This window comes from Flectobacillus rivi (assembly GCF_030056655.1).
Classification (GTDB): Bacteria; Bacteroidota; Bacteroidia; order Cytophagales; family Spirosomataceae; genus Flectobacillus; species Flectobacillus rivi.
Map to the genome: position 1 here is coordinate 476,356 of NZ_JASHIE010000001.1, position 13,975 is coordinate 490,330.

At 37.6% G+C, this 13,975-nt stretch carries 7 protein-coding genes; 2 read left to right on the top strand and 5 right to left on the bottom strand.

Features of this window, described 5'->3' with window-relative positions; all coding sequences use genetic code 11:
• The first annotated feature begins 313 nt into the window (after nt 1-313).
• On the top strand, nt 314-1,351 hold the full coding sequence (locus tag QM481_RS01825) for an NHL repeat-containing protein (RefSeq protein ID WP_283380431.1): 1,038 nt from the start codon (nt 314-316) through the stop codon (nt 1,349-1,351).
• Between the two features lie 268 nt (nt 1,352-1,619).
• On the opposite strand, the gene QM481_RS01830 is transcribed toward QM481_RS01825, so the two are convergent.
• Nucleotides 1,620-3,110 (bottom strand): glutamate synthase subunit beta, encoded by a 1,491-nt coding sequence (locus QM481_RS01830; RefSeq protein ID WP_283380432.1) that lies wholly within the window; start codon nt 3,108-3,110, stop codon nt 1,620-1,622.
• Nucleotides 3,111-3,184: 74 nt separating this feature from the next.
• Nucleotides 3,185-7,753, bottom strand: a complete 4,569-nt coding sequence (gltB, locus tag QM481_RS01835; RefSeq protein ID WP_166552910.1) for a glutamate synthase large subunit — start codon at nt 7,751-7,753, stop codon at nt 3,185-3,187.
• Between the two features lie 923 nt (nt 7,754-8,676).
• Between gltB and QM481_RS01840 the strand changes: the two genes are divergently transcribed.
• Entirely contained in the window at nt 8,677-10,896 is a 2,220-nt protein-coding gene (locus QM481_RS01840; protein ID WP_283380433.1) for a T9SS type B sorting domain-containing protein, read from the top strand.
• Between the two features lie 52 nt (nt 10,897-10,948).
• Here QM481_RS01840 and QM481_RS01845 read toward each other — a convergent pair whose 3' ends face one another.
• The 3 genes from QM481_RS01845 to QM481_RS01855 form a co-directional block, all read right to left on the bottom strand.
• Nucleotides 10,949-11,872, bottom strand: a complete 924-nt coding sequence (locus QM481_RS01845) for a ribonuclease Z (protein ID WP_283380434.1) — start codon at nt 11,870-11,872, stop codon at nt 10,949-10,951.
• A 310-nt stretch (nt 11,873-12,182) separates the two neighbouring features.
• On the bottom strand, nt 12,183-12,602 hold the full coding sequence (locus QM481_RS01850; protein WP_283380435.1) for an anti-anti-sigma factor: 420 nt from the start codon (nt 12,600-12,602) through the stop codon (nt 12,183-12,185).
• Nucleotides 12,603-12,875: 273 nt separating this feature from the next.
• The gene (locus QM481_RS01855) at nt 12,876-13,817 is read right to left on the bottom strand and encodes a phosphoribosylaminoimidazolesuccinocarboxamide synthase (protein ID WP_283380436.1); all 942 of its coding nucleotides are present in this window, start codon (nt 13,815-13,817) and stop codon (nt 12,876-12,878) included.
• Nucleotides 13,818-13,975: the final 158 nt, after the last annotated feature.

Consider the following 13,975-nt stretch of genomic DNA (forward strand, 5'->3'; position numbering starts at 1 on the left):
TTAGATACCTTCCTTGTGTTTAGGTGATGCAAAGGTACGGCTTTTTTTGTTTAAGATGCAAGTCGAAAATGAAAAAAAAATGCTTTTTCTTGAAAGTTTTTCACAACATACACCATACAATTCTGATTAACAATTACTTAAAACAACTATTACAAAAGCACTTTTTTTGAAAGTTTTTTCAGCTAAAAACCACTTCTAGTTGTTTTTTAAGGCATTTTCAAATTTATCTAAGATTTAATATTTCAATCTAAAAGTTTATCGTCTACGTATATCTGAAAAATCTAATCCATAAAAACTTTGAATTGCCTACAACATGAAAAAATCATTCCTATTATTCACACTTTGTGGATTTGGGGGTATTATCTTTTTGAGCGCTTGCTTAAAAAATTCTGATGCCCAACCACTAGAAATCTTTAAGGTTTCTACGCTCTTCGTTTCAAATGCTGAAACAACAGTCAACGCAAAAAATCTACAATTATTCAAGCCGGCAGACTCTACGGTACTCGTTCCTAAGTTTGAACTAAACAACGGTGCACAAGATGCTAATGGTGTTCTATTTGTTGCCAGTAAAAATTTTTTATTTCAAGTTAGTCGCGCACAAAAAAGTATCAGACTTTACACCAATTCTTCTACTCTTTTTGAAGCCTCGCTACCCAATAATATCATCATTGACTCTACCCTATCGAGCGGAAGAGAAATTGCCTATGACGAGACAAATGATGCCCTATTCGTCGCCAACAATACAGATAGTACAATTAGAGTCTATGAAAAAGTATCGACCTTAAATGGAAAATATGTAGGAAAAAAACTTAAATTGAGTGGCGAGCCATGGGGAATTACCTACGATAAAAAGAACAACCGACTATTTGTTGTAATGGATAAAAATGCTCTTAGAATAGAAATATATAATAATCCTTCTGGTATAGAGGCTGGGAAAGTTACTGCTAGTCTCAGATTTTTTATAAATGGTTATAAAATCAATGGCGCAACAGCACGATTGCATGGCATTGCCTATTCATCGCAAAGGGATATGCTATTTGTAACAGAGATAGGAAATGCTTCAGGTACGAATTTTGATAAAGATGGTGGTATTTATATTATAGACAAAGTATCTAAGATTACCAATAATAGCTCAATCCTTGCCAATAGAGCGATTTATGGCTCAAACACAGGCTTGGGTAACCCTGTAGACATTGCGATTGATGATCGTAATATAAAAGGGTTTATTTATGTTGCAGAAAAAGCCAACAAAAAGATCCTAGTTTTTGGATTTGGAGATAATGGGAATGTCGCTCCTATTCGAGGATATACTTCAACTTTTTCGCCTGAAGCTATTGATATTGATTATTGAGATTGCCGTCGTAAAAGTACTGTGGTAGCTGGTCACCAAACATGAGTCATCCCGAATTTAGCGAGTGAGTGATTATATAAAAATTTGTATTCAGTCAGTAGAGACGCCATGATTGCGTCTTAGGCAAAGTTATATCTAGTATATCAGCATTAAAAAAGCGGTCGAAAATAATTTTCGACCGCTTTTTTAATGCTGATATACTAGTGAATCGTAGAATCAAAAGATAATTGCTCATTCTTTCAATCAGAATTCACTCATCTTGAAATCATTACACAACTGAGAAGGTAGACACAGCTTTAGCCTCAAGAATAGAAGAACCTTGAAGATAAATATCTGCTTGACGAGCTGCTTCACGACCTTCAGAGATAGCCCAAACTACCAATGACTGACCACGACGCATATCACCTGCTGCAAATACTTTATCAACCGAAGTCTTATAATTCGTTGCTTTTACATTGCCTCTTTCGTCAAACTCAAGTCCTTTTTCTTCTAATTGAGCCAAAAGACCTTCACGTTGAGGATGTAAGAAACCAGCAGCGATAAGGGCTAATTCACAAGGAACTTCACGCTCATTTGTATGAACCTGTTGAGCTTTACCGTCAACAACTTCCATAGCAATATCAGCAATTTTGATACCTTTTAAATTACCATTACCATCACCTACATATTCTTTCACAGCAATTGACCAGTGACGATCTGCTCCTTCTTCATGCGAAGTAGATGTACGCAACATCATTGGCCAGTTTGGCCAAGGTGTTTGTGTAGCACGCTCAGCAGGAGGCATTGGCATTACTTCTACTTGAGTCACAGACTTCGCTTTGTGACGGTTTGAAGTACCAACACAGTCTGAACCTGTGTCACCACCACCGATTACCACAACATTTTTGTCAGTAGCCAACAATTCACCATTTGCGTAAGCAGCACCACGGTGATCAAATTGACGATCAATACCAGCTACACGCTTGTTTTGTTGAGACAAGAATTCCATAGCAGGATAAATTCCTTTCAAGTCTGAACCTGGAATAGGCAACATTCTTGGAACTGTCGAACCACCAGCTAACATAATCAAATCGAAGTCTTCCAACAACTCATCACCTTTGATGTCAACACCAATATTGGTTGAAGTTTTGAAAACGATACCTTCTTCTTTCATTACCTCAACACGACGCTGCACTACCCATTTCTCTAATTTGAAATCTGGGATACCGTAGCGTAAAAGTCCACCAGCTTCATCAGCACGTTCAAACACGGTAACTGAGTGACCAGCTTTGTTCAATTGAGCAGCAGAAGCCAAACCAGCAGGTCCTGAACCAATAACTGCTACTTTTTTACCTGTTCTTTTTGCAGGAATATTTGGTTTTACTAAGCCATTTCCAAAAGCATATTCGATAATCGATTTCTCGATGTATTCGATCGTTACAGGAGGCTTGTTGATACCTAATACACAAGCAGCTTCACATGGTGCAGGACAGATACGACCTGTAAACTCAGGGAAGTTGTTGGTTGAAGATAAAATTTCGTATGCATAAGCCCAGTTTTGGTCATATACTGCATCGTTAAATTCTGGGATAATGTTGCCTAGTGGACAACCATTATGACAGAAAGGAACGCCACAGTCCATACAACGACTAGCTTGTGCTGTTACTTTTTCTGTAGTAAAATCAATATCTATTTCTTTGTAATCGCCAACACGTTCAGCGACTGGTCTTTTCTTTGGAGTTTCTCTTGTTACCTCTAAAAATCCGGTTGGTTTTCCCATTGTCTTAATTTGAAAATTTTAGGATTCGAAAGTCTGAAGATATTTTTTGAATACATTCAGACTTTCAAAATGGATTAGTGAGCAATTTCAACTTGGATGTCTTTGTACACCACATCTTTATTTTCAAGAACCTCAGCAACTGTAACGTTACGAGAAGCAAGTGCTTTCTTGAAGTCTTGCGGCATTACTTTAACAAATTGCGCAAGTGATTCAGACCAGTTGTCTAAGATTCCCTTAGCTACATCTGAGTTAGTGTATTGCAAGTGTTGTTCTACATATAGTTTCAAGATTGCCTCGTCTTCTTGAGTCAATTCTTCGATCGCTACCATTTCAGGGTTTACTTTAGAAGCAAAATCACCTTTAGCATTCAACACATACGCTACACCACCTGACATACCTGCTCCGAAGTTACGACCAGTATCGCCCAAAATCACGACCAATCCACCAGTCATATATTCGCAACCGTGGTCACCAATACCTTCTACCACTACTTTAGCACCAGAGTTACGTACGCAGAAACGCTCACCAGCCATACCACGTAAATAAGCTTCGCCTGAAGTAGCACCATAGAATGATACGTTACCTACTACTGAGTTTTCAGAAGGATTGAATGGCGCTTTTTTGTTTGGATAAACAATCAATTTTGCCCCACAAAGACCTTTTCCGATGTAGTCGTTAGCATCACCTTCTAATTCGAATGTAATACCATTCACAGAGAATGCTCCGAACGACTGACCAGCAGTACCTGTAAACTTGATATGGATTGTATCATTTGGTAAACCTTTCGCGCCATATACTTTCGTAATTTCGTTTGAAAGCATTGTACCAATAGTACGGTTTACGTTGATTACTTCAAATTCACCGTAAACTTTCTCTTGATTTTCAATGGCTGGTTTAGCAACTTTCAATAAATCCCAGTCTACTTGTACATCCAAACCATGATCTTGTTCTTCTTGTTTGTACAAGGCAACATCTAATGACATTGGTTGCTTGAACAAGATTGGAGAAAGGTCTAAATGTTTGTATTTCCAGTGTTGGATATTTTCTTTCATTTCTAGGCGATCCACTTGACCTACCATTTCATTCACGGTACGGAAACCAAGTTCAGCCATTAATTCACGGAACTCTTGTGCCAAGAAATAGAACAAGTTTACTACGTGATCTGGATTACCAGTGTACATTGCACGCAAGCGTGGGTCTTGAGTAGCTACCCCAACAGGACAAGTATTCAAGTGACACTTACGCATCATGATACAACCTGCTGTAACTAATGCAGCTGTTGCTACACCAAATTCTTCAGCACCTAATAGGGCTGCGATAGCAAGGTCACGACCTGTTTTGATTTGACCATCCGTTTGTACAGTCACACGACCACGCAATTTGTTACGAACCAATGTTTGGTGAGTTTCAGCCAAACCAAGTTCCCAAGGTAAACCAGCGTGACGGATAGAAGAAAGTGGCGAAGCACCAGTACCTCCATCGTGACCTGCAATCAAGATATGGTCAGCGTGTGCCTTAGCAACACCCGCAGCGATTGTACCTACACCTGCCTCTGATACCAATTTCACTGAAATACGAGCAGCACGGTTTGCATTTTTAAGATCAAAAATCAACTGTGCTAAGTCCTCAATTGAATAAATATCGTGGTGAGGAGGAGGCGAAATCAAACCTACACCTGGCGTTGAGTGACGAGTTTTACCAATCCAGTCATCTACTTTGTGACCTGGCAACTGACCACCTTCACCTGGTTTTGCACCTTGCGCCATTTTGATTTGTAGCTCTTGTGCGTTTGTCAAATAGTGAGCAGTTACACCAAAACGACCGGATGCCACTTGCTTGATAGCAGAGTTCATCGAGTCACCGTTTGCCATTGGCTCAAAACGGATTGGATCTTCACCACCTTCACCTGTATTTGATTTACCACCAATACGGTTCATGGCAATAGCCAATGTAGTGTGAGCTTCGTAAGAAATAGAACCGAATGACATAGCTCCTGTAGCAAAACGCTTGAAGATATTTTCGATTGGCTCAACCTCTTCGATTGGCACTGGAGTACCTTTCTTGAATTTCAACAATCCACGAAGCGTCATCGCTTTCTCAGTCTGATCATCAACGATCTTCGAGTACTTCTTAAACAACTGATAGTTGTTTGTTTTAGTAGATTGTTGTAATAAGTGGATTGTTTCAGGGTTAAACAAGTGAGCTTCACCACGATGTTTCCATTGGTACACACCACCTACTTCTAGTTTTGGATTAGCTACTGGTTGTTCAGGATACCCATTTGTATGTTTGATTAGGGCTTCTTTTTGGATTCCTTCCAAATCGATACCACCAATACGAGATACAGCTCCAGAGAAATATTTATCAACTACTTCTTTTGCCAAACCAACGATTTCGAAGATTTGAGCACCTTGGTAAGATTGAAGTGTTGAAATACCCATTTTAGAGAAGATTTTCAACAACTCACCATTTACAGCTTTGATGTAGTTTTGTTGTAATTTTTCGTAAGGGTAATCTACTTGCAAAATACCTTTGTCTTTCATACCACGAATGGTTTCGAAAGCCATGTATGGGTTTACTGCCGAAGCACCAAAACCAATCAAAGTAGCAAAGTGATGTGTTTCCCAAACGTCACCAGCCTCAACGATAAGACCAACTTGTGCACGTTTGCCTTTACGAATCAAATGATGATGAACCGCTGCTGTAGCCAACAAAGATGGAATTGGCGCATGTGAGCTATCAACACCACGGTCGGTCAACAACAAGATTGCGTAGCCATCATCCACTGCATCTTCGGCATATTGACAAATTCTATCCAATGCACGTTTCAATTGTCCTTTCTCGCCATTAGCTCTGAAAGTTGTATGAATCGATTTAGTATGGAAGTTTTTGTGGTCAATCCAACGAATTTTCTCAATCTCAGCATTGGTTAATACTGGTTGACGAATTTCGATTTGACGACAGTGTTCTGGTGTTTCTTTCAACAAGTTTTTCAAACCACCAATATCCGACAACAATGACATTACCGTACGTTCACGGATAGGGTCAATTGGAGGGTTGGTTACTTGAGCAAACAATTGTTTGAAATAATATGATAAATGTTGCGCTTGGTCAGACAAAATCGCCAATGGAGTATCTACACCCATTGAGCCTAATGCCTCTTTACCAGTCTCAATCATCTGTGACAATACTACACGAAGATCTTCAGTAGTGAAGCCAAATACTTGTTGACGCAACAACAATTCTCTTTCGAATGGAGCGCGATACTCAGCACCAGCAGCAGGAAGGTCTTCAACTTTGATTTTGTTGGCCTTCAACCACTCTCCATAAGGTTGTTGTTTACAGATTTTTTCTTTCAATTCATCGTCAGGAATGATACGACCTTGTTCCATATCAACGATGAACATTTTACCTGGCTGTAAACGACCTTTTTTGATAACAGTCGATTGGTCAATATCCAATACCCCTGCCTCAGAAGCCATGATTACGAAGTCGTCGCTAGTTACCCAGAAACGAGATGGACGCAAACCGTTACGGTCAAGAGTCGCACCAATGATTTTACCATCTGTGAATGAGATAGAAGCTGGACCATCCCAAGGCTCCATCAAAGCAGCGTGGTATTCGTAGAAATCACGTTTGTAATCTTCAATATGCTCGTTGCCATCCCATGCTTCAGGAATCAACATCATCATTACATGAGGCAATGAACGACCAGATAAAGTCAATAATTCTACCGCATTGTCAAGTACAGCCGAGTCAGACTGACCTAATTGACAAACTGGCAAAATCATTTCCATTTCTTCTTTGCTGAACAAATCAGACTGGAACAATGCAGACTGCGCTTGCATCCAAGAAGAGTTACCTTTTACAGTGTTGATCTCACCATTGTGACCCATATAGCGGAATGGTTGAGCCAAACGCCATTCTGGGAATGTATTTGTAGAGAAACGAGAGTGAACAATTGCCAAAGCAGATGTAAACTCATCACGGCGCAAATCATCAAAATAACCAGGTACTTGCATTGTAGTCAACATACCTTTGTAAATGATTGTGCGAGCCGAAAGTGAAGCATAGTAGAATTTACCTTCTACAGCTTTCACCGTTTCGTTGATTACTCTTGCAGTGTACTGACGGAAAACGTACAATTTGCGCTCAAATGTTAATTCATCTTGGTCTTCAGGACGTTTGATGAACAACTGTTCCATTTGAGGCTCTGTATTTCCAGATTCAGCACCTTGAATTTCAGAATTGTCACAAGGGACAACACGATAACCCAAAATTTCCAGACCTAACTTTTTAGCCTTTCGTGCAATGATTTCCTTACACTCGTTACGAGTAGTTTCATCTTTCGGAAAGAAAACCATACCGACGCCATAATCTAAGGCGGCCGGCAAATCGATGCCAAGTTTTGTACACTCTTCAAGGAAGAACTCGTGAGGAATTTGTACTAAAATACCAGCACCGTCACCAGAATTAGGGTCGCAGCCACAAGCTCCACGGTGGTCCATGCGAATAAGCATTTGAATTGCATCAGCCACTACTTTGTGTGACTTTCTACCTTTCATGTTCGCTACGAAACCGATACCACAAGCATCATGTTCGAATTCCTTGCGATACAACCCTTGATTATCAAAGTTAGTCATGGTAATGGGGTTTGTTTTTTTAAGTTTAAAATTTAACCTGTTCTAGGTAGCCTTTATTTATTATAGTGGTATTATTATCCTTCTTCTTTTGAAAAGTTGTAAATATTTTAGATGGTTTATTGACAAAATCAAAATTATTTCGTAAAATATTCTCCGACCTTTCTTCGTGATTATGGCTATATATACTTCACTCTATTTCGCTTTTACAAAGATATACAAAAAATTATTTGGATAAAATAGCATTTTGCCGAATAATCATCTGTATTGAACAAAATCAAGTTTTTGCAAAAAATATTCTTAGTTAGATACAATTCACAAGCGTATAAGTATTTTTACAAAAATCCGATTTTATGATACCTATTTATGACAATTTAGCAGTATTTACTCAAATTACCCTGAAAATTAAAACCTATTTTATAGAATTTTACAAAAAAATAACACAAAATAGCTTTTTTCAAAACATATCCATTTTTGTAAAAAAAACCTTCTTTTTTTTTCACAGAATACCTTTAAATCCCCTTTTTAGGTGTGTTTTAGGCTTCATTTTATGGTTAAATTTTAATCTATAAATCATATAGATTAAATAATCTTTTATCCTTAAAATAGACGAATGATTGATTTTTTTCTGCCAATAATAAAATCTTAAATTATTCAATGTAAAAAGTCAGGATTTTGTATCTTAATACGATTTGAGGGTAATGATGAAGTGAAAACAGGAATTGTTAATAACTAGGCTTACAAGTACTTATCAGAAAAATAATTAAACGGTGGCAACCTTTCATCTACACAAACTGTCGTATAGTTGAATAGTTTTTGTATCTAACAAATTACTTGTAATTTACATAAACTCTTCGAATATTACAATCTCTTACCTTAGATTATCATTATTCCTAGTCTTATTTAACTCGAAACTACAACAACTTATGAAGAAAGCTTTACTGTGTATTTTTTTACTGTTGGGATACTTACAAGGGCGAGCAACTCACATTGTGGGAGGAGATATTGATCTGCAACGAATAAATGACCAAGGTTTCACTCATAAACTCTCTTTGAATCTATATTTTGATGCAATCAACGGACAACCTGGTGCACTAGATCAAACTGTTACTTTGGGTTTTTTCAGAAAAAAAGATAATATCATGATGGGATATGTTGTTGTGCCGATGGCCTCTAACGTACAGATTCCCTATACCAACCCTGATTGTTCTGAATATGGCAACGTTAGAACTAAACTTATCAAATATTCTACTTTAGTTACACTATTATCTGTCAATTTCGATGACCCTGAAGGGTATTACATCGTATGGGATAGGTGTTGTAGAAATGATGTTATATCGAATATTATAAACCCTGGACGTACTTCCTCGCTTTTCTATACAGAGTTTCCTGCTATTTCTGCAAATAATAGGGAGTTCATTAATTCAACGCCAAAATTCAAAGACTTATCAGGTGACTATATTTGTATCAATAGACCGTTTAATTTTGATTTTAGCGCTACAGATGCAGACGGTGACAGTCTAGTATATAGTATAGTAAGTCCACTTGCTGGATTTAGCTCTGTACAATCTCCTAACCCACAATTTCCAACAGGAAGTTTTAATTACCCTCATGTTACGTGGGCATCTGGGTACTCAAATAGTAATGCTATTCCGGGTAATCCTGCCTTGAGTGTTAATAATCGTACAGGGCGCTTATCGGTTACTGCTAATCAATTGGGATTATTTGTTTTTTCGGTGAAAGTGGAGGAATATAGGGCGGGAAAAAGAATAGGTTATGCGCTACGAGATTTTCAATTAAAAGTAGTGGATTGTCCTATTAATAACGCTCCAATTAGCTTTGCCAAACTTAAAGGTAGTTCTAAAAAGATTGGTAAAGACGAGATTATCACAATTCCCAATACTCAAAAAAATGCCTGTTTTGAGCTATTCTTTACAGACCCTAATCCTTACACTCAACTGCGTCTTAAAGCCGTTGGACAGAATTTTTCTGATAAAGGTTTTGCCAACATTCCTATTGCCTATAATATTCTGTCCACTGCTGATACGTTGAAAGCAGAAATTTGCTTAGATGAATGTTCGCAAAGCTTTGATGGGAAACCCTTAGTCTTTCAAATATTCACAAGTGATAATGGTTGTCCGCAATCCTTGAGTGATACGCTCACAGTCAAAGTGTACCGTCAACCTCGTGATAATAGCAAACCTGTGATTAGCACCGATGCTATCAGTAAAACCTTGACAGCTTCCATTAATTCAACTCTTTCGTATAATATCTTCGGTAAAGATATTGATGTAGACTCATTAACTCTACGAGCAGTAGGGCGAGGTTTTACATTGTCACAAGCAGGTATTACCTTCAATGGTGGTACAGGTGTCGGAAATGTCCAGTCGCCTTTTACATGGAAACCACTTTGTGACCAGATTCGAACGACTGATTATTTGGTCGACTTTATAGTTTCGGATAGATATTGTAATAGAAGTAAAAGTGATACCTTAACGATTGCCTTTAAGCCCACTCCTATCGTTTCGAACAAACCGCACGTGAGCACAACCTTAAAAGACCAAAATATTACGGTTGTATTGGATGGGGAAAATGCTACACCATTAAATTTTGATGTGAATGCAAAAGATCCTGACAGCGACCCTATTCAGCTTTATGGTATTGGACAAGGATTTAATTTAGGAAGTGTTGGGATTATCTGGAGTAATAAAAATGGGATAGCCTCACTTACTTCACCATTTCAATGGAATCTTTCTTGCGAATTATTAGGTCAGGAAAAAGAAAAAACATTCGTTATCAATTTCGTAACAGAGGATAATTCGTGCAGTCCCATGCGTTTTGATACGACCAAAGTCACGGTTTTAGTCAAAAACAAAGAAACAGCCTATACATTTACGCCGCCTAACGTCATTACGCCTAATGGGGATGGTAAAAATGATTCGTTTACGATTACAAATCTTCCAGAAAACTCATGCTTTGACAAATTTGAATATATTCAAGTATTTAATCGTTGGGGACAACAAGTGTATCAGTCTTATGATAGAAAATTTGAGTGGTTTGCCGATGAAATCGTAAGTGGGGATTATTATTACCTTTTAAAATTTACACGGCAAAATTTCAAAGGTTGGATAAGTGTATTAAAATGAGGTATCTATTAGCGGCATTCGAATAACAATTTCGAATGCCGTTATTTTTAAATCATACCAAATCTCTAAAGTCTATCGACATTCCATCTTCTCCTAGAATGGTATTATGAAAAACTTGTTTTGCTTCATCTATAAATGGCGTAAGGTCTTTGTATCTAGACGAGAAATGTCCTATTAGCAAGTTTTTGGCACCAGCTTCTTTGGCGATTTGCCCAGCTTGATAGGCAGTAGAATGGCATGTTTCCTTAGCTCTTTCTACCAATTCATGTAAAAAGGTGGTTTCGTGATAAAGTAATTTGACCCCTTTGATAATTGGTAAAATAGCAGGATGATAAGCCGTATCAGTACAAAAAGCATAACTATCTGGCGCAGGTCCTTTGATTGTGTAATAGTCGCATGAGTACAATACTTCACCATTGTCATCTAGCACATCTTGTCCATCTTTGAGGCATTTGATTTGTTCAATACTTATATGTGATGGCAACAGTTCCTTTAGAATTTTGTGTGGTTTTTCTTTTTCTTCAATCAAAAAACCACAACATGGCACACGATGAACCAAGGGAATTGTGGTGACCTTCACATAATCGTTTTCCATTAAGAGGTAGGACTCTTCGGAACGAGTTTCCTCAAAATGCACTTTAAAATTAAGACGTGTATCCGAATATTTCATTTGAAGAGTCAGTACTTCAGCAAGACCTTTGGGACCATAGATATACAAATCGTCAACTCTATGGTGCATGTTAAGTGTTGACAATAAACCTATTAGTCCAAAAAAATGGTCGCCATGAAGGTGAGTAATAAAAATATATTTGATACGAGTGGCCTTGAGTTTGAAACGAAGTAATTGCGTCTGGGTAGCCTCTCCACAATCAAACAAATACCCTTCTTGTTCCACCATCAAAAAGTGGGAAGTTGCATTACGCGTTACTACTGGGTTGGCAGAACCCGTACCTAGGATAGTAAGATGGAAACTCAAATTGTTATAATTTTAAATTACTGGTAAACAAAATAATTAAGTAATAAAGCACTTATTACGCTCTAGGCTTTATGCTGTAGGCTAAAAGTTAAATAGTATTTCTCATGAAATAGTTGAAGCTTTTTTGCCTAATGCTTACTGTTTAGTGCCCAAAGCCTATTGATACAAAATAAGATTGCACTAATAAACTTTAGGGTTCAATATAAAAAAAAACCTTATCAGACTAACGTCTAATAAGGTTTTTTTGTTCGAAAAACAGCAAAAATACCCTTTGATGAATACTTTTAAGTCTTTGTATTATACAATTTGATTAATAATCTTCTTCGCTTTCACTGTATTCGCCACCGCCAAACTCATCTTCGTCCTCTGATTGGAAATCATTTTCAAGTTCGTTCAAGAAAACGGCATCAATTGCTTCCTGAACTGTTGGCATGATAGTCAAATCCTCGATTTTGGCACGATCTAATTGGTCGATAATTTCATCATTTTTAGTTACAATGACGAACAAACCTAACTCGTTTAAACAGATTTTATTGCCTTTACGAATTACCGAAACGCCATGACCATCTAATTCGACAATTTCATCAAATTTTACGATAACATTGCCGTAACCAGCACGGAAAAGTTGACGGATAATATTTTCGAAATCAGCGTGATTTTCTTGAGTTAAAGCTGTTTCGTTAAGTTCGATAAGAGCGTATTGCTCGTTTTTTTCAATCTTAAAATTCATCTTTTTACTACTTTATATAATCGCAGTAGATTTTTTTTGGAATTAAATATGCTTTAGGGACTTGCCCCTAGTTTGTATGTTTGAAGGTATAAGTGTCACGAAACGGGTGTCTTTTCAGAGACATTCACTTCGCATGACCTACCTGCAAATGCTGTGCAATTTAGTAATTTTCACGAAAAATATTTGTACTTATAACTACAAATAAGCTCCTGCAAAACAAGAGCTTATTCAAGTACAATTTATTACTAAAATTTTTAAAATTTCTTGCTACTATTATCTGTTTGCTAAGAACGTCAATACATTTTTTTCAACTCTTTCTAAAACATTATCAGTCACAGATTTCTCGAAAGCTTTGCCTGTAACTTTTTCAAAAAGCTCGATATAACGTTCTGAAATTTGATTTACCCATTCAGGAGTCATTTCAGGAACTGTTTGTCCTTCTTTTCCTTGAAAATTATTAGCAATCAACCATTCACGAACAAATTCTTTTGAAAGTTGTTTCTGAGATTCGCCGCTTGCTTGTCTTTCAGCATAGCCGTCAGCATAAAAATAACGTGATGAATCAGGCGTGTGAATTTCGTCAATCAGTACAATTTTGCCGTCGATCTTACCGAACTCATATTTTGTATCAACCAAAATCAAACCTTGTTCGGCAGCCATTTGCGTACCTTTTTCAAACAATGCCAAAGTATATTGCTCTAACTGAACATAATCCTCCTCGCTTACTAATCCTTTAGCAAGGATATCTTCACGAGAAATATCTTCGTCGTGACCTTCGTGAGCTTTGGTGGTTGGTGTAATAATTGGCTGAGGCAATTTGTCATTTTCTTTCAATCCTTCAGGCAATGTTACTCCACAAAGCGTACGAAGTCCTGACTTATATGTACGTGCCGCATGACCTGCTAAATATCCACGCACGACCATTTCAACAGGAAAAGCTTCGCATTTTAGACCCGCACTTACATTAGGATCTGGCACCGCTAATAACCAGTTTGGAACAATCGATTGTGTAGCTTTCAAGAAATGTTCAGCGATTTGGTTCAATACCTGTCCTTTAAAAGGAATCGCTTCTGGAAGCACTACATCAAAAGCTGAAATACGGTCAGAAGCCACCATTACAAGGAGGTCCTCAAACGAATATACATCTCTTACTTTACCTTTGTAAAAGCCCGTTTGGTTGGGAAAATTGAAATTGGTACTTTTTATTACGTTCATTTTATATTGGGTAGTATTAAAAACATCTAAGTTAGTGGACTTTTTACCCACTCTAGGCTCTAAGCTATATGCCTTAAGCTAAAAGCAAAGCAAGCATTCTGTTATTTCACGAAAAATACTTTTGAACTTCTAGCTTACGGCATAAAGCCTAATGCTTA